Below are 19,922 nucleotides of genomic sequence, written 5' to 3'. Positions count from 1 at the left end.
GCGTTTATTCCCAGTCGGTATTCACTTTGACGTCGCTGGCGCCCGGCAGGGCATACACATCTTCGGCGTACCATTTCCGTGAGAGCTCAGCGAGCGTGCCGTCTTTTTTCAGGGCAACCAACTGCGCATCAATCGCTTTGATCAACTGCGGGTCGGTATTTTTTTTATACAAATAGACGTTAGGAAACAGGCCGACGGAATCCGAAGCTTTCAGATTGAGATTTAGCGCCTTATTTAACGCCAGTAGCGCACCAATGGGATAAATCGCCGCATCGTATTCCCCGGAAGCGACCGCTTTAAAGATATCGGCGGCGGACTGCTCGCCGTTGGGCTGCAGGTTAATTTGTTGGCCTGGATGTTTTTTGTTGTAGTTTTCAATCACCGTATAACGGGCGTCGGAGGTGTGAATCGGCACCAGCTTTTTCTTACCGCTGGCGAGATCGCCGAGTTGATGAATATCGTTCTCATCGTTACGTACAATCAGGCGTAAATCGCTGATCCCGGTCGGCTCGCCGGAGTGGTCATATTTTTCCGCCCGCTCTTTGGTGAGATAAAAGTGATCCGCCGCAAGGGTATACGCGCCGGTCGACAGGCCGACGATCATCGCGTCGCGCGAGACCGCATTAAAATGAAACGTATAGTCGGTTAACCGCTGGTCCAGCACCTTTAACAGATCGCCATCGTAGCCGGTAATATTGTTGTTATCGTCCACAAAGCTAAAGGGAAAACCGTTAGCGTTAACGACAACCTCAATAGTCTTCGCGTGCGGACTTTTTTCAACCGCCTGTGCGGCGTTAATTCCCATTGCCAACGTCAGCGCACTCACCAGTAAAATTTTATTTTTCAAAATACCTTCCCCAAAATGATAACCGTGGAACACTCTTTTGTACGTTTCCTTGCCAGCGGGCGCGCAGAAACCGTTCTACACTGCGCAATGCTCTGGCAATTGCCAGGCACAGCGCGATATAAATCACCAGCACGACGCAATAGGCTTCGACAAAATGAAACCCGCGCGCGGCGGCGATATTGGCTTTCGCCATCAGATCAATAACGGTGATGGTGTAAACCAGCGAGGTGTCTTTAATCAGATCGATCAGCACGCTGGTGAAGTTCGGCAGTGCGGATACTGCCGCCTGCGGAAAAATAATGCGTCGGAACTGCGTGAACCCGCTTAGCCCAATTGACCATGCGGCCTCGCGCTGCCCCTTATCAACCGCGTTCCAGCCTGCGCGAAAGGTTTCGGCGAAATACGCGCTGAAAATCAGCGATAGCGCGGTGACCGCCGCCGCCAGTGGCGAGAGTTTATAGTGGTACATATTGTCCTGCGGGCCGCCAAACAGCCCGGCGGCTATCCATGGCCAGACGTAAAAAAAGAAATACAGCATCACCAGTACCGGGACCGAACGGCTAAAGGAGAGAAATACCTTCGCCCCCCATTGAACCCCGGGAACCTGACGAATAATCACCCACGCCAGCGCCGCGCCCAGCAGGGTGGAAAAGAGTAAGGACAATAACGTTATCACCAGGGTGACCGGCAGCGCGCTTAAAATAAACGTAAAATTGTCCCGAATGAATGCCAGGCTAAACATGTTAATCTATCACTCCAGCAGGAACTGATACTTCTTTTCAATACGAGTGGTAAAATAGAGAATAATACTATTCAGCACCCAGTAAACGATAATAACACTAATAAACGCCGCAACCTGTTTAGATCCATAGCTATTTTGCGAAATCTTTTGTGCACGGCCAAAAACATCTACAATACCAATAATATTGACCAGTGAGGTCATCTTCACAAGGTTAATTAAAAGATTACCAAAAACGGGAATGGCAATAATGAGCCCCTGGGGAAAAATAATCCGCTGCATTCCCTTATGCCAGGGAATATTGAGGCTGATGATGGCCTCTTTCTGGCCGGTATCCACCGCACGCCACGCGGAGCGCATCATTTCTGCAAAATAGGGACTGATGCTGACCGAAATAGACAACACCGCAAAGGTGGTATCGCTAATCCATAGCGGCGGCAGCGCCAGCGCAGTCAAAATTAATTTTCCGCCGAAGAAAAACAGCAGGATCAGCAGCGCCAGGGGGGCGCCACGCAGAATGTCGGTATACCCGTTTGCCACCGCGCTGAGCGGCTTAAAGCGACTAAACTGCAGCAGCACAATCAGCAGCGCGATCGTCAAACCAAGCAGCAGCGATGCCAGCGTTATCCCGAGGGTCACGGGTAAATTTTCCAGCAGTTTCGGCAATATTCCGGCGATATCCTGCCAGTTAAAGAGCGGGTTATTGTTCATCATTAGCCTCAGGCATGATAGTGCAGTTGCGCCAGAAACGCCCGGGTTCGCCCCTGCTGTGCTGCGCCAAATATCTGTTCCGCCGGGCCCTGCTCAACGATTTCGGCGTTTTCCATAAATACCACCCGGGAAGCGACCTGGCGGGCGAACGCCATTTCATGGGTCACGATAATCATCGTCTGACCCGCAGCGGCAATCGTCTGAATAAGCTCCAGCACTTCACCAACTTTTTCCGGATCCAGCGCGGAAGTCGGCTCATCCAGCAGCAGAACGGCGGGGTTAATTGCCAGCGCCCGCGCAATCCCGATACGCTGCTTTTGGCCGCCGGAGAGACTGTGCGGATAGCTGTCTTTTTTATGCAATAACCCCACCTGCTTTAAGAGTTGTTCAGCAATATCCTGCGCCTCCTGACGCGGGCGCTTTTGAGCGTAAATCAGGCCTTCGGTAATATTCTGCAGTGCGGTCAGATTATGAAAGAGATTCCACGATTGAAAAACCATGGCGGTTTTCGCCCGTAGCTTTTCAATCTCCTTTTTGCCCGCTTTTGCGCAATCCAGCGCCACATCATCTATTCTTATTTGCCCGCTATCGGCAGGCTCCAGGAAATTAAGCGTACGTAATAGCGTGGTTTTCCCTGAGCCGCTGGGGCCAATAATGCAAATAATCTCGCCGGAATGAATACTGAGCGAGACCTCTTTTAGCACTCTTTCACCGGAGAAGCTTTTACTGATCTTATTAATAGTTATCATAATTAAATATTCGTGGATAATTTTTATTTGCCGCACGCCGGCGCTTATTGCTGCCTAAAAACTATATTGCTGCAGTTCAGATGATAGCAAACAAGAAAATCATCTATCGAAAGTTAAAAAATAACTTTTTATATATTTGTTATGACAATGAGGCTGAATTGTAATTTAGCTTTCTTAACAAAACTGGATGGCGATACTTGACAATGATTATTCAAATTTACTGAACAATGAAAGCAAATTGTTTCGATTTTAATCATCCGGCCGTCAGCCTATCATTTATCACATCGGGGCAACAACGCTCCAACACTGACAAAACACTTAAGGAATACGACCATGAAATCCATCAAAACTTTCGTTGCAGTTGCCGCACTCTCTATGATCTCTTTCGGTACTTTTGCTCAGAGCATCAGCGCCAGCGCTTCCACCCTGGACCGCGCAGAAGCCAAAATTGCCGCGCAGGCCGCAGAGCAAGGCGCGTCTTACAAAATCACCAGCGCTCAATTCAATAACCGCGTACATATGACCGCTGAGCTGACGAAATAAAATCGCCACATTGCCGGGCCGCCGGAAGAAACAGGCGACAGCGACAACACGATGAAATAAGGAACAGAATATGAAAAATATCGGCGTAGTCACCGCACTGCTGTTGGCCGCTACACTTTCGTCCGGCGTGATGGCCGCAGAGAAGAGCCAGACACATCCGGAGGCGGGTTCAAATATCGATACATCGATGCATCAGAATCATATTGATGTCAGCCATGCCTTTGATAAAGAGAGCCTGACCGCAGGCAATCTTCAGTAAGACACTGCATAAGGCGCGCGTGGAAATATCCGCTGCGCGCTTTTTTTCTGCCCGTTTGACCATGGATTATCCGCCATAACCTCCGCTTTTGCCGTATCGATATACTACGCTTCTACACCTCGTTGCTTCCTGACAGCACATTTTGCAGATAACACTGCTTTCATCATGCGTACCGGACAGGCATTGAAAGCAGAAGTTGTCTGTTTTACTCAATAGCGTCCGCAGGGTTTTCTGCCAGGGCTTTTATCCACTTTTTCCCCTCTGTTATAGAGTACGACTATCCAGATGGTAAATTACGTCGTAGCATCTATCATTCGACTGTATGACTCATAAGCAGGAGCGGATGACATGAGAGTTAATGGACTTACCAAAGGATTTTTCATCCTTATCGTCTTTATTGTAACCCTGGCCTTTTTTGATGTTCTCTCACCCTATTATTCCGCCATCCTCTGGGCCGCGATCCTTGCGGTGATTTTTAATCCGGTCAAAAACAAGATTCGCACTCGCCTCGGCGAGCGCAATGGCCTCGCGGCGCTGCTGACCATCGTCATCATCTGCCTTATCGTTTTTACGCCGCTGGCGATCATCCTCTCGTCGCTGGCCTACGAGCTGAACGTGGTGTATAGCAAACTTCAGCATAACGACACTCAGTTCCCGACGGTGGTCGCCAGTCTGTTTGCTCACCTCCCCGGCTGGGCCAGAGGTTTCCTTGCCGAGCACAACCTCGATAGCGCGCAGCAGATCCAGCAGCAGCTCTCCGATGTTGCGCTGAAAAGCGGCCAGTATCTGGCCGGCAGCGCGTTTCTGATTGGTAAAGGCACCTTTGGCTTTACCGTCAGCTTCGGCATTATGCTGTACCTGCTGTTCTTCCTGCTGAAGGATGGGCCTTACCTGGTGCTGTTGACTCTCGAATCTCTGCCGTTATCGAGCTATGTGAAGCAGCACCTGTTCGCTAAATTCGCCGCGGTCGCCCGCGCCACGGTAAAAGGCACCGTGGCCGTAGCGCTGGCGCAGGGGGCGCTGGGCGGCTTTGCCTTCTGGGTTGCCGGTCTGGACGGCAGCATTCTGTGGGGTGCGCTGATGGCGTTCCTGTCGCTTATCCCGGCGGTAGGCTCGGCCATTATCTGGGTGCCGGCGGCGATTTACCTCTTCGCCACCGGGCAGCTGTGGCAGGGCGCCTTTATCGTTGGCTTCTTTGTGATTGTGATTGGCCTGGTGGATAACATTCTGCGTCCGCTGCTGGTGGGCAAGGATACCAAAATGCCGGACTACCTGATCCTTATCGCGACGCTGGGCGGCATGGAGATCTACGGCATCAACGGATTCGTTATCGGGCCGCTGATTGCCGCCTTGTTTATCGCTTGCTGGAACCTGCTGTCGGGACGAGAGCATGCTGGCAACACTGATGAATTAGATGAAGAATTCATTGAGGAAGCGAAAAATAGCCGCAACGAATAAGCTTCATGGGCCGCCGTGGCGCAAGGTGCGACATGGCATCACGCCAGTACATAACACCATTCATTTTGAAAAAATTAGTAAATAAAACTTAACATTCAGCAAAGCAATGATAGGCTGTATCAGTCAGGAACGAAAATAAAGGATGATCAACCGTGAAAAAAATCACTACGCTAGCCGTTTCTCTGCTGACCGCCGCCTGCATGTCCGCTGGCGCCCAGGCCGCAGACCAGCCGCTGGAAAAAGTCGCGCCGTTCCCGAAAGCGGAAAAAGGCATGAAGCGTCAGGTTATTCAGCTGCCGCAGCAGCAGGATGAGTCAGCGCTGAAGGTTGAGCTGATAATCGGCCAGACGCTGGAAGTTGACTGCAACCACCATCGTTTAGGCGGGAAGCTGGAAAGCAAAACCCTGGAAGGCTGGGGCTATGACTACTATATCTTTGATAAGCTGAGCGGCCCGGTCTCTACCATGATGGCCTGCCCGGATGGCAAGAAAGAGAAGAAATTTGTCACTGCCGGTCTCGGCGATGATGCCATGCTGCGCTACAACAGCAAGCTGCCGATTGTCGTGTACGCGCCGAGCAATGTCGATGTGAAATATCGCATCTGGCGCGCCGACGAAACCATCGGTAACGCCGTCGTCCGCTAAGTCGACCCATCAAACCGACAAAAAAAACGGCAGCCCGCAGGCTGCCGTTTTTGTCAGAGCGTTTGTCAGAGCGCGATATCCGCCATCGGCTTACCACCGCTCAGCGGCTTCAGCTCCGCCTGCGGGGCTTCATCCGCCACCGCGGCCGGCTCATATTTCAGCTCCAGCACTTCACTGGTCCACGCCAGCGCTTTCTCAATCTCCGCCGGGTTGCCATCAAGGCGAATACCGTAGGTCGGGATGATGGCCTTCAGCCTGGCCTGCCATTCCGGCGAATTGACTTTGTCTTTAAACACTTTTTCCATTAGCTGCAGCATGATAGGCGCCGCGGTGGAGGCGCCTGGCGATGCGCCGAGCAGCGCCGCGACAGTGCCTTCGTCATCGCTCACCACTTCAGTACCGAGGCGCAGTACCCCGCCCTTCTTCGCATCGCGCTTGATAATTTGCACGCGCTGACCGGCCTGCCACAACCGCCAGTCCTCTTTCCGCGCTTCCGGATAGTACTCGCACAGCGCCGCCAGGCGATCTTTATCTTTCTGCATCACCTGGCTAATCAGGTATTTCACCAGATCGAAGTTGTCCAGACCGACGTTGAGCATCGGCAGAATATTCGAGGTATTCGTCGAGGCCAGCAGATCCCACAATGAACCGTTCTTCAGGAAGCGGGTCGAGAAGGTGGCGAACGGCCCGAACAGCACCACGCGTTTACCGTCGATAATACGGGTATCAATGTGCGGCACCGACATCGGCGGCGCGCCCACTTCGGCCTGGCCGTAAACCTTCGCCAGATGGTGGTTCACCACCTCCGGATTTTCGCAGACCAGGAACTGGCCGCCGACCGGGAAGCCCGCATACTCTTTGGCCTGTGGAATGCCGGTTTCCTGCAGCAGCGTCAACGCCGCGCCGCCGGCGCCGATAAAGATGAATTTCGCTTTAATGACCCGCTTCTGACGACGGTTGTCGGCATCCGCGAGAGTGACCGTCCAGCTCTTGTCGGCGTTGCGCTTGAAGCGACGCACCACGGTACCCAGCTGCAGGGAGAAATTATCATGCTTTTGCAGGCCGGCGATCAGCTGGCGGGTAATTTCGCCATAGTTGACGTCGGTTCCCACTTCAGTACGGGTGGCGGCCACCTTTTGCTGCGGATCGCGGCCTTCCATTACCAGCGGCGCCCAGGCTTTGATCTGCTGATGGTCTTCAGAATAGCGAATACCGCGGAACAGTTCGCTCTGCTGCAGCGCCGCATAGCGCGCGCGCAGGAAGTTGACGTTATCTTCGCCCCACACAAAGCTCATGTGCGGCACGCTGTTAATGAAAGATTTTGGTTTGTTCAGGACGCCGCGCGTCACCTGATGCGCCCAGAACTGACGCGAGATATGGAAGGCTTCGTTGATGTCGACCGCTTTGTCGATATTGATGCCGTTGGCGGTCTGCGGCGTGTAGTTCAGCTCCATTAGCGCCGCGTGGCCGGTACCCGCATTGTTCCACCCGTTTGAGCTCTCTTCCGCCACGCTGGACATCTGCTCAACCATGGTAATAGACCAGTCTGGCTCAAGCTCCTGCAGCCAGGTTCCCAGTGTGGCGCTCATAATGCCGCCGCCAATCAACAATACATCCGTCTCTTGCTCATGGCGGGTGTTGGTCCGAGTGCTGTTGGGACCAACCGCCTGTGAGCGTGGTACGGCCATCTTTTTATTCATCGGATTTGAGCCTTACTTTACTCGCTGTTTTTATTTAGCGCAGGTGATACGATTCTCACCACTCACGTTACCACCGAAGCTCAAAAATTTAAATATTGTTTAAATTTTAAGTTCTGTTTTGAGATCCGTTATAAAAATGTTTAATAAATGTATACACCAAATCACTTTTTGTACTGGTAGCCTTGGGGATTCCGCGCTATCATCCTCGGTTTTGTGACAGACCGCACGGAAGCAGGGCCTGCCACCGCTCCCTCTTTTTTATAAGCTGCGAACTTTTTTTATGCCCCCAGTTTCTGACCCCGCCGCTTCCGGCAATCTGCGCCCCATCCTCCGCTCCCCGTCGTTACTGACGCGCGAAGTGCTGGCCGGCGTGCTTTCCGCCCTGGCGTTAATCCCTGAAGTTATTTCGTTTTCGGTCATTGCCGGTGTTGACCCGCAGGTCAGCCTGGTTGCCTCGGTGGTGCTTTGCCTGGCGATGTCGGTCCTCGGCGGGCGCCCGGCAATGGTGACGGCTGCTGCCGGGTCGGTGGCGCTGGTCATTGGCCCAATGGTGCATCAGTACGGCGTGGGCTACATTCTGCCGGCGGTCATTCTGGCGGGTATGATTCAAATTTTGTTTGGTCTGTGCGGCATGGCGCGCCTGATGCGTTTTATTCCCCCGGCAGTGATGACCGGGTTCGTCAATGCCCTCGGGATCCTGATTTTCTTTGCTCAGGTACCGCACTTCTGGAGTCGCCAGCCGCTGATCGTCGGCCTGTTCGTCCTGACGCTGCTTATCGTCCTCTGGGCGCCGCGCTTCATTAAGGCCGTCCCGGCGCCACTGATCGCCATTGTCGCGCTCACTCTCTATACCGTCACCACTGGCCAGCAGTTGCCCACCGTCGGCGATGAAGGCTCGATGAGCGGCGGCCTGCCGGGATTCACTGCCCTGACCGTCCCCCTGAACCTGGCGACACTGCAGATTATCTGGCCGTGCGCCCTCAGTATCGCCTTTGTCGGTCTGATGGAGTCCCTGCTGACGGCTAAGCTGGTGGACGATCTCACCCATACCCCGTCGAACAAATCGCGGGAAAGCGCCGGGCTGGGTATCGCTAATATCCTTGCCGGCTGTTATGGCGGTATCGCCGGCTGCGCGATGATCGGCCAGACCATCGTTAACGTGGAGATGGGCAGAGCCCGCAGCCGTCTCTCAACGGTGATCGCCGGTCTGGTGCTGCTCCTGCTGGTGACAGCGCTCAGCCAGGTGATGGCGCAGATCCCGATGGCGGTGCTGGCAGGGGTGATGGTGATTGTGGCGGTGAAAACCTTTAGCTGGCATAGTATTCGCCCGGGCGAACTGGTGCGTAATCCGTGGCCGGAAACGCTGGTGATGCTGGTGACCGTCGCCGCAACGGTGGGAACCAGCAATCTGGCGATCGGCGTGCTGGCGGGGATCGTCGCCATGGCGCTCATCCCCCGCCGCCTGCGCACGAAGGCGCAGGCTACATCAGAAACAGCGTCGCCAGACCAAGGAAAATAAAGAAGCCGCCGGTGTCGGTGATAGCGGTGATCATCACGCTGGAGCCGACCGCCGGGTCGCGCCCCAGCTTCACCATAACCATCGGGATTATCACGCCCATCATCGCCGCCATCAGCAGGTTGAGCATCATGGCCAGCGTCATCACCCCACCGAGCTGCGGATCGTCATACAGCCACCAGGTAATGGCCCCCATAATCCCGCCCCATACCAGGCCGTTAATCAGGGCGACCCCCATTTCACGCAGGATCAGGAAGGTAAAGCTGCCGGGCTGGATCTGCTGTAGCGCCATCGCCCGGACGATCATGGTGATCGTCTGGTTGCCGGTATTGCCGCCGATCCCGGCGACGATCGGCATCAGCGAGGCCAGCGCCACCAGCTGTGAAATGGTGTGTTCGAAGCCGTCGATGACCCTGGAAGCGATAAACGCCGTACACAGGTTGACCGCCAGCCACGCCCAGCGCGTTTTCACCGCCTTGCTGACCGGGGCGAAGACATCCTCTTCATCGCTCAGGCCCCCCATCCGGCGCAGATCGTTATCGGTTTCTTCATAGACCACATCGACGATCTCATCGATGGTCAGTCGCCCGATCAGCTTACCATCGGCATCAATGACGGCGGCGCTGAGCAAGTCATCACGTTCGAAGGTGCGCGCCACCTTCTCCGCCTCTTCGTGCGGCTGAAAGGTGACCGGATCGCCCTCCATCACCTCCCCTACCCGCTTCTGCGCATCGTTGAGCAGAATGGTCTGCAGCTCCAGCTCGCCGAGCAGCAGCTTGTTACGGGTGGTGACGAACAGCTTATCGGTGTTTTCCGGCATTTTACCCAGACGCCGCAGATAGCGCTGCACCGCTGCCAGCGTGGCCTCCGGTCGCACCGTAATGACCTCAAACTCCATGATCGACCCGACGCTGTTGTCGGCGTAGCGCATAATCTGGCGAATACGGGCACGCTTTTCGGCAGGCAGGGTCGCCAGCAGCCGTCCGGTCAGGTTGCGCGGCAGATGCTGCAGCAGGTAAACCTGTTCATCGATATCCAGCGGCTGCATCGCCTGCAGCAGCTCGGGGTCGCTCATCTTGTCGATCAGGTCGCCCCAGACATTTTCTGAGGCTTCCAGCAGCACTTCGCCGCGTTTATCGTCAGGCACCAGGCACCATAGCGCGGTACGGGCGTCATAGGGGAGCGCTTCCAGCGCATCGGCGAGATCCGGCGGCGGCAGATGCGAGACCAGGATCTCGACTTCCGCCAGGTCATCGGCCAGCGTTCCTTCATCATAGCGTTCGGCCAGCGTCAGTTTGCCCAGCAGCGCGGAGGTCACTGCTTTATCGGTGCTCAAGAGCCAAATCAGACGGGCGCGCTCTTCGTCACGTAAGCGGGCGCTTTTTTTATGCAAAACGGACATCGATCGGGCAATCCTTTTGAGAATAGTGAGCCGGCCTGCGGGCCGGAAGCCTTAAGCATAGCGCGAGGAGGGGGAAATAATAACCGCCAGCAATGTAGTCGCTGAAAATTTCAGCGGCGCGGCACCCGGCTTTTCCCCCGGGCTCGCGGCGAGCATCAGGCCGTACGGGCCACCGCATCGCGGGAAGCCTGCGCCCGCTCCTCCCCGGTGAGCTCGGACAGCTGGCCGGCACGCATCTCCAGCAGGCGATCGGCGTGCTGGAAATAGTGATCGTCATGGCTGATGGCGAACACGGTTTTCCCCATCTGCTGCATCAGCGGCAGCAGCACCTGATAGAACTCGCGGCGGAAATGCGGATCCTGATCCGCCGCCCATTCATCCAGCAGAATGATGTCCCGGGACTCGGCCAGCGCCAGCAGGAGCGCCACGCGCTTCTTCTGCCCTTTCGACAGCCGGAGGTCGGCGATTTTCCCGTTCTCCAGCTGCAGCTTGTGGGCCATTTGCAGGCGCTCCAGCCACGTTGCCACCAGCGCCGGATCGGCCTCCTCTCCCTGCGGCCCGAGCAGGCGGTCAAACAGCCAGACGTCGGTAAACACCGCGGAGAACAGTTTGCGATACTCCTCCGGTTTATCCGCCGCCAGCGGCTGGCCGTCCACGAGGATCTGACCGGAAACCAGCTGATACAGGCCGGTCAGGAGCATCGCCAGGGTTGACTTGCCGCTGCCGTTGCCGCCGATCAGAAACACCAGCTCGCCGCGTTTCAGCGTCAGGTTAAGCGGCCCTACCGCAAAGCGCTGGTCCGGATAATGGAAAGTGACATCGCGCAACTCCAGCGTCTGCCAGTCAGGATGCGCCTGCAGCCGGGGAAATTCGGCTTGATATGGGGCGAGAGAGAACTGGCGCAGCTTGTTAAACGCCACCTGGGCGCTGAGCAAGGTGGGCAGCGCGCCGACGGCGGAGAGCAGCGGCGTGCGCAGAAACAGCAGCGTCAGGGAATAGGTCGCCGCCACGGCGGTATCGGCCCAGCCGAGGCTGTTGGCCATCCAGAACACCAGCCCGATGGCGCCAAGCATCATAATATTCGACCAGTTAACCGCGCTGAGATGGAAGGTATCGGCGCGAACGATATGGTGCCGATACTCCCGGGCGTCCGGGAGGTAGAGCTGATTAAACACATACTCCGCGCGTTCGCGATTGAGGGTCAGCTCTTTGCGCCCCTCCAGCACCGTCTGGTAGTCGTGATACAGCTTATCTTCCGTTTCGCGCAGGCTGGCCATATGTTTGTACACCCGCGACACCAGCACAAAACCGCCCCAGATGGTGAGCGCCATCCACAGCGCCGTCACCAGCATCATTTTGCCTGACAGCCAGGCCAGATAGGCGGCAGAGCCGAAGGTCAGAATGATCCCCTGCACCAGCTCCGGCAGGCGCACAAAGGCGATGGTGATGTTACGGATATCGCTGGTCAGCCCGGCAAGCAGCGACGCGCTGCCGATCTTCTCCACCTGTTCAATCTGAGTATCGAGGATGCGTTTAACAAATTCGCCGCGCAGGCGATAAACAAAATGGTGGCCGAGGGTGGTCAGCGCCAGCTGGGAGCCCAGCGTCACCGCCATCAGCAGCCCCAGCAGGCCAAGAAACTCCGGCAGGACCCGCAGCGAGGTATCGACAGCGGTAATCAGGCGCAGATTAATGAAGGCGATTAAGCCGATACCCAGCGCGGCGCTGAGCAGACTGAGGGCAATCACGCCGAGAAACGGCCAACGATACTGACGCCAGACGAGAGAGAGAAGTTCCATAACAGGCTATCCGGAAAAGCAAAACAGCCAGCAGTTTAAACGGCTCGCCGATGACATCAAGAATAATTCTTATTTTAATACTGGCGACTGCCCGCCTGCCGAAAAGTGAGGTTGTAACGACAGTCGCCCGTTTCGGGGTGATGACCCGCTTTCAGCGGCTGAATACCATGATAAAACAGACGCGACTCGCCGCCCCAGACCACCACATCGCCATGCTCCAGCAGCAGCCGCTGTAGCGGGTCGCTGCGTTGCAACCCGCCAAACTGAAAGATGGCCGGCAGACCCAGCGAGACCGAGACGATCGGCGCCCGCAGATCCTGTTCATCTTTATCCTGATGCAACGACAGTTTTGCGCCCGGCTGATAGCGGTTAATCAGACAGGCGTCGGGGGAAAAGTTCGGATAGCCGCCGGCCGCGGCTGCCGCCAGCGCCAGTTCGCGGAATACGGCAGGCATCGGCGGCCAGGTTTGATCGGTTAACGGGTCGACCGGGTCGTACAGGTAGCCGTGGCGATCGGTGGTCCAGCCCAGCGCGCCGCAGTTGGTCATGGCGACCGACATGGTGTATCCGCCCGGCGTGACCATCTGGCGAAATGGCGACTGGCGGGCGACATCGGCAATCGCCTGCAGCAGCGCCGGGGCGCGCTCGCGGGCGAAGCGTCGGAGCACCACCGCACCGGGTGCCAGCGGCTCCTGCCACGGTGGCGTATCGCTAAACAGATCGAGCATTATTCCTCCTCGTATTGGGCCTCGCGCGCCAGCAGCTGCGCTTTCCGCGCCGTTCCCCAGCGATAACCGGACAGCGCGCCGCCCTCCCGTACCACCCGATGGCAGGGAACGATCACCGCCAGCGAATTCGCCGCGCAGGCGCCAGCCACCGCTCTTGCTGCTCGTGGCAGACCAATATGCTCTGCCACCTGGCGGTAGCTGCGGGTCTCGCCCGCCGGGATCTGCCGCAGCGCCTGCCAGACCTGCAACTGAAAGGCGGTGCCCTGCAGATCCAGCGGCAGCGATACCGGCCGCCGGCTGTCGTCGAGGTGGGCGAAAACCTCGGCCATTTGGCGACGGAACTCAGGGGTGCCCTGGCGCAACTCGGCGTTGGGAAAGCGCTGGCGCAGGTCGTCGAGCAATGCCGTATCGTTATCGCCCGGCAGAACGGCGCAAACGCCACGCTCACTCTGCGCCACCAGACAGCGGCCCAGCGCGCAGTCGCCCGTGGTCCAGGTCACCACGGTGGCGGCGCCGCCACGGCGAAACTGACGGGCGGTCATACCTAATGCCGCATCGGCCTGACGATAATAGCTGCTGCTGTCGGGAAAACCGGCCGCCAGCGCGGCGCGGGTCACCGTGTTCCCCTGCTCCAGCGCTTCCCGCAGACGTCGGGCGCGCCACGCCTGTTGCCACGCTTTGGGGGTCATACCGGTGACGGATTTAAACAAACGGTGGAAATGAAACGGGCTGACCGCCAGCTCACGAGCCAGCGCCTCAAGGGTCAGGGGCGCGTCCTGCTCCAGCAACCGGCAGGCCTGCGCCACTTTGTCGACCCTTTGCTGCTGCGGATCGTCTTTATCCGGCTGGCAGCGTTTGCAAGGGCGGAACCCCGCCGCCACGGCAGCGGCGACGTCGGCAAAAAAGCGCACGTTTTCCCGCCGCGCACGACGCGAGCGGCAGGAAGGGCGGCAGCAGATACCGGTGGTCAGTACCGCAAAGACAAACTGACCATCGGCCCGGGTATCACGTTCGCAGACCGCCTGCCAGCGGCGGTCATCGGTATCGGCAACTATCGGTTTCATGACGAGGCTCCTGCTGTAAGTGTATCCTCAGTCTGCGGCGACGCCCGCAGCAAAAAACCCGCAATCTTGCTTTTTAATTTTTCTCGCCGACGAGGAAGGTGCGAAACTGTGGCGACATCCAGGTTTTAAACCCCTCGCCCTCTTTGACGATCATATAGACTGCCAGCCCCTGCTCGCGCACCACCTGCTGCGCTTTTTCCGGCCCGAGCACCATCAGTCCGGTATCCCAGCCATCCGCCTCCAGCGCCGTTGGCGCAATGACGGTCACGGAGACCAGCTTATGGGTTATCGGCTGCCCGGTCTGCGGATCGATGACGTGCGAGATACGTTTGCCGTCGAGTTCATAGTAGTTGCGATAGCTGCCGGAGGTGCTGATGCCGTGACCATTGATGTCGACAATCGCCTGGACGGCGTTTTCCCGGTCAGTCGGTTTCTGGATCGCCACCCGCCAGGGCTTGCCTTCGCCGTTCATCCCGCGGCTCACCAACGCCCCGCCCACCGACACCAGATAGCGGGAGATCCCCTCCTGCTCCATCAATCGCGCGAGGTGATCGGCAGCATAGCCCTCCCCCACCGTGGAGAGATCGACAAACAGATCGGGGATATCTTTTTGCAGGAATTGCCTGCCGCTCTGATTGATAACCTGCAGATGCTGCAGGCCGGTGCGCGCCTTCGCCGCGGCTATCGCCTGGGCATCCGGGGTGGTGACCGGCTGTTTATCCGGGCCAAAGCCCCACAGATTGACCAGCGGCCCCACGGTAATATCCATCGCGCCGTGCGTTTTGGCGCCAATCCGCAACGACAGCGTCACGATGTCCGCCATCGCTTCGCTCACTGGCCAGGGCCGGGTATCCGCCGCGTGGTTGAAACGCATCAGCGCCGAGTCGTTTTTCCAGGTCGAGAGCAGGCGATCGTCGGCATCCAGCTGGGCCTGAACCTTGGCGCGCAACGCCTCGGCCTTTGCCTCATCCACGCCAATGACGCTGACCCGCCAGAAGGTGCCCATGGTTTTGCCATCCAGCACGGTGGCCGTCGAAGCCGGGGTCGCAGGGGTGGTGGCTGAATCGCAGCCAGAGAGCAGTACGCAGGCGCCCAGCAGTGCGGCGCGAAAGAAAGTCATGTCCATTAGTCGAGGCTCCTCTTACCAGGGCGACAAGAGTATACCAGCGAGGTTAAACCAGACATAAAAAAAGGCGCCAGAGGCGCCTTTTTCTTGTGCAGCTTGCGACTTAGAACTGGTAAACCAGGCCCAGTGCAACCACGTCGTCGGTAGAAACACCGGCGTTGCGGGTGAAGCTGTTGTCGTCCAGCAGGTTGATTTTGTAGTCAACATAGGTGGACATGTTTTTGTTGAAGTAGTAAGTCGCGCCAACATCAACATATTTCAGGAGGTCCTGGTCGCCGTAGCCTTCCAGATCCTTACCTTTAGACTGCAGGTAAGCCACGGACGGACGCAGACCGAAGTCGAACTGGTACTGAGCAACCACTTCGAAGTTCTGTGCTTTGTTAGCAAAGCCCAGGGAACCGGCGCGGGTCGCGTTGTAGGTCTGGGTGTACTGAGTGGCCAGGTAGATGTTGTTCGCGTCGTATTTCAGACCACCGGTGTAGGTTTCAGCGTTGTCGCCGTTACCCAGAACCAGGTTGTTCTGATCGTCGGTACGTTTAGAGTGAGAGTACGCGAAACCAGCGCTGATGCCATCAAAGATGTCATAAGTTACAGAAGTACCGTAGCCGTCGCCATTCTGTTTCTGCGCGCCACGACCGTTGTTGGTCGCGCCTTCGCCGCTGACGCTGCCGTTTTTACCCTGGTACTGCAGAGCAAAGTTCAGGCCGTCAACCAGACCGAAGAAGTCAGAGTTACGGTAGGTTGCAACGCCGTTAGCACGGGACTGCAGGAAGTTGTCAGAACCGTAGGTGTCGCCGCCGAATTCCGGCAGAACGTCGGTCCAGGACGTTACGTCGTATACCACGCCGTAGTTACGACCGTAGTCGAAAGAACCCGCGTCGCCAAATTTCAGACCGGCGAATGCCAGACGAGTCCATGCCTGATCGCTGGAGCTTTCAGTGTTGTTCGCCTGAACGTTGTATTCCCACTGGCCGTAACCGGTCAGCTGGTCGTTGATCTGAGTTTCGCCTTTAACGCCTACACGCATGTAGGTCTGGTCGCCGTCTACGCTCTTGTCGTCAGAGAAGTAGTGCAGACCATCGATTTTACCGTACAGGTCTAATTTGTTGCCATCTTTGTTATAAATTTCAGCCGCATTTGCTGCGCCTGCTACCAGCAGAGCCGGTACCAGGAGGGACAGTACTTTAACTTTCATGTTATTAACCCTCTGTTTGTTATATGCCTTTTATTATGCCACTGCTTACTGATTACCCTTCTAATCAGTCGGCTATTTCATTGTGCTGCAAAATGCAGAATAATCCAACAAGAATATGATACTAAAACTTCTAAGATGTTTCAAAATGCCCACAAGATGTTTCAATTTGTAAAAATGGCGGAACTTTTTGCACCACAAAATGGTCTGGGAAATACGCACTAATAATCAAAAAAAATATTTATTGGTTCACAATCAATCACATACACACAAATAACTCTATAGCACTGAATGGTAAAACAAAACTATCATTGGTGACTAAAATAACAGTCGCTATCATCATTAACTTTATTTATTACCGTCATTCAGTTCTGAATGTCTGTTTACCCCTATTTCAACCGGATGCCTCGCATCCGGTTTTTTTTACCCTTCTTTACACAACTTTAATTTATCTGTGCTACGGCAAAAAATTCCCTAACGACTATTAATCAATCAATTAGCCTGTCAATTGCCCTTATTCAGCCAATGTCTTGTTATTTCGTGCGATTCTTCCGCCTGTACTTTGTCAATATCGCGACTGGTCAGCGTTGTTGGCGCGGTTTCATTGGCGCTTCGATTCTAAGATAATTCCTGGAGAGTATCGCGCCGCTGGCACCATTCTGTAGTATGGATTTACGCCATTAGCCTTTATACTGCCTGCAGCATCTGCTTTGTTGCCAGTTACTCTGGCGCTACATCCTGTTTACAAACAATGATGAGTCGTTCAGCCACAAGATGACCCCGAAAAAATTCTCCCTGATCCCCGGCAACATCAGCCGCTTCTTCATTTTGATGGTTATTGTCCTGCTGGCGACGATGGGGGTGATGATTCAAAGTGCCGTCAATGCCTGGCTGAAAGAGAAGAGCTATCAGGTGGTTGATGTCTCCCACGCCTTGCACCAGCGCATTGACACCTGGCGCTATGCCACCTGGCAGATCTACGACAATATCGCCGCGACCTCGGCTAACGCTGCGAGCGGTGGCTTGCAGGAGACGCGTTTAAAACAGGACGTCTACTACCTTGAGAAGCCCCGGCGTAAAACCGAAGCGCTGATTTTTGGCTCCCACGACAGCTCGACCCTCGAGATGACGCAGAAAATGTCCGATTATCTCGATATTTTGTGGGGTGCGGAAACCATCCCATGGTCGATGTACTATCTCAATGGTCTGGATAATAGCCTGATTCTGGTCTCAACCCTGCCGTTGAAGGACCTCTCCTCAAGCTTTAAAGAGTCAACGATCAGTAGCGTCGTGGAATCCCGGCGCGCGGAGATGCTGCTGCAGGCCAATACCCTTGATGAGCGCGAGACCTTCTCGCCGCTGCGCCATCTCGCCTGGCAGAACGCGCACTACTTTACGTTACGCACCACCTTCAACCAGCCTGGACATCTGGCCACGGTGGTCGCTTTCGACCTGCCGATTAACGATCTGATCCCGCCGGGCATGGCGTTGGACAGCTTCCGTATCGAGCCAGACCCGTCGCAAAACCTTGCCACCAATCCTGACAAAGAGACGACCGACCATATCGGGATCACCTTTAACGGCATGCAGATCGACATCGCCACCGATATCAGCACTACCGGTATGCAGTTGCTCTGGACGGTACCGCTGAGCAGCATGCTGCTGGCCGCCCTGCAGAATATTCTTCTGCCGCTGCTGCTCAACATTGGCCTGCTGGCGCTGGCGCTGTTTGGTTTTACCACCTTTCGTCACTTTAAAGGACGCAGCAGTCCGTCTGGCGCCGGGCTCCCTTCCGCCGCCAACAGCGAACTGCGTCTGCTGCGCGCTATAAATGAAGAAATTGTTTCTTTGCTGCCGCTGGGGCTACTGGTTCACGATCAGGAAGCCAACCGAACCCTTATCAGCAACCCTATTGCCGACCATCTGCTTCCGCACCTGAATCTGCAGAACATCACCAATATGGCGGACCAGCATCAGGGGGTGATTCAGGCTACCGTCAATAATGAGCAGTATGAAATCCGCCAGTATCGCAGCCAGGTAGCCCCGCGCACGCAGATCCTGATTATCCGAGACCAGGACCGCGAAGTGCTGGTCAATAAAAAGCTCAAGCAGGCCCAGCGCTTGTATGAGAAAAACCAGCAGGGGCGGGCGGCCTTTATGCAGCATATTGGCAGCGCCCTGAAGCAGCCCGCGCTGAACCTGGCGGCAGAGGCGGCGGCGCTCAGCAGTACAGAGAACCGGACGCTGGCGCAGCATGCCGATGAGCTGGTCAAACTGATCGATGACATTCAGCTCGCCAATCTGCTGGAAAGCGACACCTGGAAAACCAGCCAGGCGCTGTTCTCGGTTCAGGAACTGATCGATGACGTTGTACCGGAAGTTCTGCCGGCGATGAAGCGCAAGGGTCTGCAGCTGCTGATCAATAACGCGCTCCCTGCCGGTGAGCAGCGCTACGGTGACCGTGAAGCCCTGCGACGCACACTGGTGCTGTTAATCCAGTATTCCATCACCACCACGCCTATCGGCAAGATCACCCTCGACGTTTGCCAGGACGAGTCGGCCAGCGATCGTTTGACCTTCCGCATTCTGGATACTGGCAACGGCGTCTCGGCAAACGAGATCGACAATTTGCACTTCCCGTATCTCAACGAGACCCAGAGCGATCTGTACGGCAAGGCGAACGCCCTCACCTTCTGGCTGTGCGACCGCATGACGCGCAAACTGGGTGGGCAGTTGACCATCAAAGCGCGGGAGTCGCTGGGAACGCGCTATACCCTGCACCTGAAAATGCCGGCCAGCGAAGAGGCGCCAGAGGCGGGCGAACATCTGCTGGATGACGTTATCGTCCTGCTGGATGTGACTTCCAGTGAAGTGCGGCGAATTGTCACCCGCCAGCTGGAGAGCTGGGGGGCGTCGTGCATCACGCCGGACGATCGGGCGACAAGTCAAGCGTTCGATCTGTATTTAACGGATAATCCGTCTAATCTTACTGCTTCGGGCTTGCTTTTAAGCGATGATGAGGTCGGGATACGCAAGATCGGCCCGGGACAACTGCGGGTCAACTTTAATATTAGCACGGCGATGCAGGAGGCTATCCTGCAGCTTATTGAGCAGCAGCTGGCGGAGGAGGCGGTTCAGCCCGCCACCTCAGGAAACGAGAGTAACGCCGAACTCCATGCCAGCGGCTATTACGCACTGTTTGCCGATACGGTACCGGATGATGTTCAGAGATTGTATACTGAAATCGAAGCGGGCGATTTTGCTGCTCTGGCGCAAACCGCCCACCGCCTCAAAGGGGCATTTGCTATGCTTAATCTGATACCCGGCAAGCAGTTATGTGAAACGCTTGAGCATCTGATTCGCGAAAAGGATGCGCAAGGCATAGAAAAATATATCAGCGACATTGACGCTTACGTCAAGAGCTTGCTGTAGAAGGTAGCCTTAT

General features: G+C 56.0%; 17 protein-coding genes. 6 read left to right on the top strand and 11 right to left on the bottom strand.

The genetic code is table 11. The annotated features are described in order from the left end of the window. Positions 1–4 precede the first annotated feature (4 nt). The 4 genes from DTA24_RS08640 to DTA24_RS08625 are packed head-to-tail and all read right to left on the bottom strand — an operon-like array spanning position 5 to position 3,046. A complete protein-coding gene (locus DTA24_RS08640; RefSeq protein ID WP_012967538.1) occupies positions 5–847 on the bottom strand; it encodes a transporter substrate-binding domain-containing protein in 843 nt (280 codons plus the stop codon). Further along, entirely contained in the window at positions 837–1,589 is a 753-nt protein-coding gene (locus DTA24_RS08635; RefSeq protein ID WP_039102388.1) for an amino acid ABC transporter permease, read from the bottom strand. Before DTA24_RS08635 ends, DTA24_RS08640 begins: the two co-directional genes overlap by 11 nt. A gap of 9 nt (positions 1,590–1,598) precedes the next feature. Next, entirely contained in the window at positions 1,599–2,297 is a 699-nt protein-coding gene (locus DTA24_RS08630) for an amino acid ABC transporter permease (RefSeq protein WP_032733373.1), read from the bottom strand. 8 nt (positions 2,298–2,305) lie between these two features. Then, entirely contained in the window at positions 2,306–3,046 is a 741-nt protein-coding gene (locus DTA24_RS08625; protein WP_123836726.1) for an amino acid ABC transporter ATP-binding protein, read from the bottom strand. A 333-nt stretch (positions 3,047–3,379) separates the two neighbouring features. Here DTA24_RS08625 and DTA24_RS08620 point away from each other — a divergent pair, with 333 nt between their 5' ends. The 4 genes from DTA24_RS08620 to eco all read left to right on the top strand — a co-directional run bounded on the left by DTA24_RS08620 (position 3,380) and on the right by eco (position 5,950). Beyond that, entirely contained in the window at positions 3,380–3,589 is a 210-nt protein-coding gene (locus DTA24_RS08620; RefSeq protein ID WP_004102265.1) for a YdgH/BhsA/McbA-like domain containing protein, read from the top strand. Between the two features lie 70 nt (positions 3,590–3,659). Continuing rightward, positions 3,660–3,848, top strand: a complete 189-nt coding sequence (locus DTA24_RS08615) for a hypothetical protein (protein ID WP_008803987.1) — start codon at positions 3,660–3,662, stop codon at positions 3,846–3,848. 348 nt (positions 3,849–4,196) lie between these two features. Beyond that, the gene (locus DTA24_RS08610) at positions 4,197–5,306 is read left to right on the top strand and encodes an AI-2E family transporter (protein WP_022064830.1); all 1,110 of its coding nucleotides are present in this window, start codon (positions 4,197–4,199) and stop codon (positions 5,304–5,306) included. A gap of 152 nt (positions 5,307–5,458) precedes the next feature. After that, entirely contained in the window at positions 5,459–5,950 is a 492-nt protein-coding gene (eco, locus tag DTA24_RS08605; RefSeq protein ID WP_008803985.1) for a serine protease inhibitor ecotin, read from the top strand. A gap of 65 nt (positions 5,951–6,015) precedes the next feature. Here the strand turns inward: eco and mqo are convergent, their stop codons facing one another. Beyond that, positions 6,016–7,650 carry a malate dehydrogenase (quinone) gene (mqo, locus tag DTA24_RS08600; protein WP_012541003.1) on the bottom strand — a complete coding sequence of 545 codons (1,635 nt, stop codon included), beginning with the start codon at positions 7,648–7,650 and terminating at the stop codon, positions 6,016–6,018. 358 nt (positions 7,651–8,008) lie between these two features. On the opposite strand from mqo, the gene DTA24_RS08595 reads away from it, so the two are divergent. Next, a complete protein-coding gene (locus tag DTA24_RS08595) occupies positions 8,009–9,169 on the top strand; it encodes a SulP family inorganic anion transporter (protein ID WP_072122938.1) in 1,161 nt (386 codons plus the stop codon). Here DTA24_RS08595 and mgtE read toward each other — a convergent pair. The 6 genes from mgtE to DTA24_RS08565 form a co-directional block, all read right to left on the bottom strand. Further along, the gene (mgtE, locus tag DTA24_RS08590; protein ID WP_012541001.1) at positions 9,132–10,568 is read right to left on the bottom strand and encodes a magnesium transporter; all 1,437 of its coding nucleotides are present in this window, start codon (positions 10,566–10,568) and stop codon (positions 9,132–9,134) included. The two genes, DTA24_RS08595 and mgtE, sit on opposite strands and share 38 nt — an antisense overlap. Positions 10,569–10,723: 155 nt before the next feature. Next, positions 10,724–12,367, bottom strand: coding sequence for a multidrug ABC transporter permease/ATP-binding protein (locus DTA24_RS08585; RefSeq protein WP_123836725.1), 1,644 nt, complete (start codon positions 12,365–12,367; stop codon positions 10,724–10,726). Between the two features lie 74 nt (positions 12,368–12,441). Beyond that, positions 12,442–13,095 (bottom strand): DNA oxidative demethylase AlkB, encoded by a 654-nt coding sequence (alkB, locus tag DTA24_RS08580; RefSeq protein ID WP_008803980.1) that lies wholly within the window; start codon positions 13,093–13,095, stop codon positions 12,442–12,444. Further along, entirely contained in the window at positions 13,095–14,159 is a 1,065-nt protein-coding gene (ada, locus tag DTA24_RS08575) for a bifunctional DNA-binding transcriptional regulator/O6-methylguanine-DNA methyltransferase Ada (protein WP_008803979.1), read from the bottom strand. Before ada ends, alkB begins: the two co-directional genes overlap by 1 nt. 73 nt (positions 14,160–14,232) lie before the next feature. Then, positions 14,233–15,285: an FAD:protein FMN transferase ApbE gene (apbE, locus tag DTA24_RS08570; RefSeq protein WP_023340560.1), complete on the bottom strand. Its 1,053-nt coding sequence runs from the start codon at positions 15,283–15,285 to the stop codon at positions 14,233–14,235. A gap of 103 nt (positions 15,286–15,388) precedes the next feature. Next, on the bottom strand, positions 15,389–16,480 hold the full coding sequence (locus DTA24_RS08565) for a porin OmpC (RefSeq protein ID WP_008803977.1): 1,092 nt from the start codon (positions 16,478–16,480) through the stop codon (positions 15,389–15,391). A gap of 771 nt (positions 16,481–17,251) precedes the next feature. On the opposite strand from DTA24_RS08565, the gene rcsD reads away from it, so the two are divergent. Continuing rightward, the gene (rcsD, locus tag DTA24_RS08560) at positions 17,252–19,909 is read left to right on the top strand and encodes a phosphotransferase RcsD (protein WP_032755031.1); all 2,658 of its coding nucleotides are present in this window, start codon (positions 17,252–17,254) and stop codon (positions 19,907–19,909) included. Positions 19,910–19,922: the final 13 nt, after the last annotated feature.

The sequence above is a fragment of the Klebsiella sp. P1CD1 genome, from assembly GCF_003790505.1.
Taxonomy (GTDB): domain Bacteria; phylum Pseudomonadota; class Gammaproteobacteria; order Enterobacterales; family Enterobacteriaceae; genus Klebsiella; species Klebsiella variicola.
Note: the sequence above shows the minus strand (reverse complement) of the source record. Positions and strands in the feature narration are given on the sequence as shown.

Bases quoted from the DNA above. Each gene is read 5' to 3' on its own strand.
- DTA24_RS08635 (WP_039102388.1), bottom strand. From the start codon at position 1,589: ATGTTTAGCCTGGCATTCATTCGGGACAATTTTACGTTTATTTTAAGC.
- DTA24_RS08630 (WP_032733373.1), bottom strand. From the start codon at position 2,297: ATGAACAATAACCCGCTCTTTAACTGGCAGGATATCGCCGGAATATTG.
- DTA24_RS08625 (WP_123836726.1), bottom strand. From the start codon at position 3,046: ATGATAACTATTAATAAGATCAGTAAAAGCTTCTCCGGTGAAAGAGTG.
- DTA24_RS08620 (WP_004102265.1), top strand. From the start codon at position 3,380: ATGAAATCCATCAAAACTTTCGTTGCAGTTGCCGCACTCTCTATGATC.
- DTA24_RS08615 (WP_008803987.1), top strand. From the start codon at position 3,660: ATGAAAAATATCGGCGTAGTCACCGCACTGCTGTTGGCCGCTACACTT.
- DTA24_RS08610 (WP_022064830.1), top strand. From the start codon at position 4,197: ATGAGAGTTAATGGACTTACCAAAGGATTTTTCATCCTTATCGTCTTT.
- mqo (WP_012541003.1), bottom strand. From the start codon at position 7,650: ATGAATAAAAAGATGGCCGTACCACGCTCACAGGCGGTTGGTCCCAAC.
- mgtE (WP_012541001.1), bottom strand. From the start codon at position 10,568: ATGTCCGTTTTGCATAAAAAAAGCGCCCGCTTACGTGACGAAGAGCGC.
- DTA24_RS08585 (WP_123836725.1), bottom strand. From the start codon at position 12,367: ATGGAACTTCTCTCTCTCGTCTGGCGTCAGTATCGTTGGCCGTTTCTC.
- alkB (WP_008803980.1), bottom strand. From the start codon at position 13,095: ATGCTCGATCTGTTTAGCGATACGCCACCGTGGCAGGAGCCGCTGGCA.
- ada (WP_008803979.1), bottom strand. From the start codon at position 14,159: ATGAAACCGATAGTTGCCGATACCGATGACCGCCGCTGGCAGGCGGTC.
- apbE (WP_023340560.1), bottom strand. From the start codon at position 15,285: ATGGACATGACTTTCTTTCGCGCCGCACTGCTGGGCGCCTGCGTACTG.
- DTA24_RS08565 (WP_008803977.1), bottom strand. From the start codon at position 16,480: ATGAAAGTTAAAGTACTGTCCCTCCTGGTACCGGCTCTGCTGGTAGCA.
- rcsD (WP_032755031.1), top strand. From the start codon at position 17,252: ATGACCCCGAAAAAATTCTCCCTGATCCCCGGCAACATCAGCCGCTTC.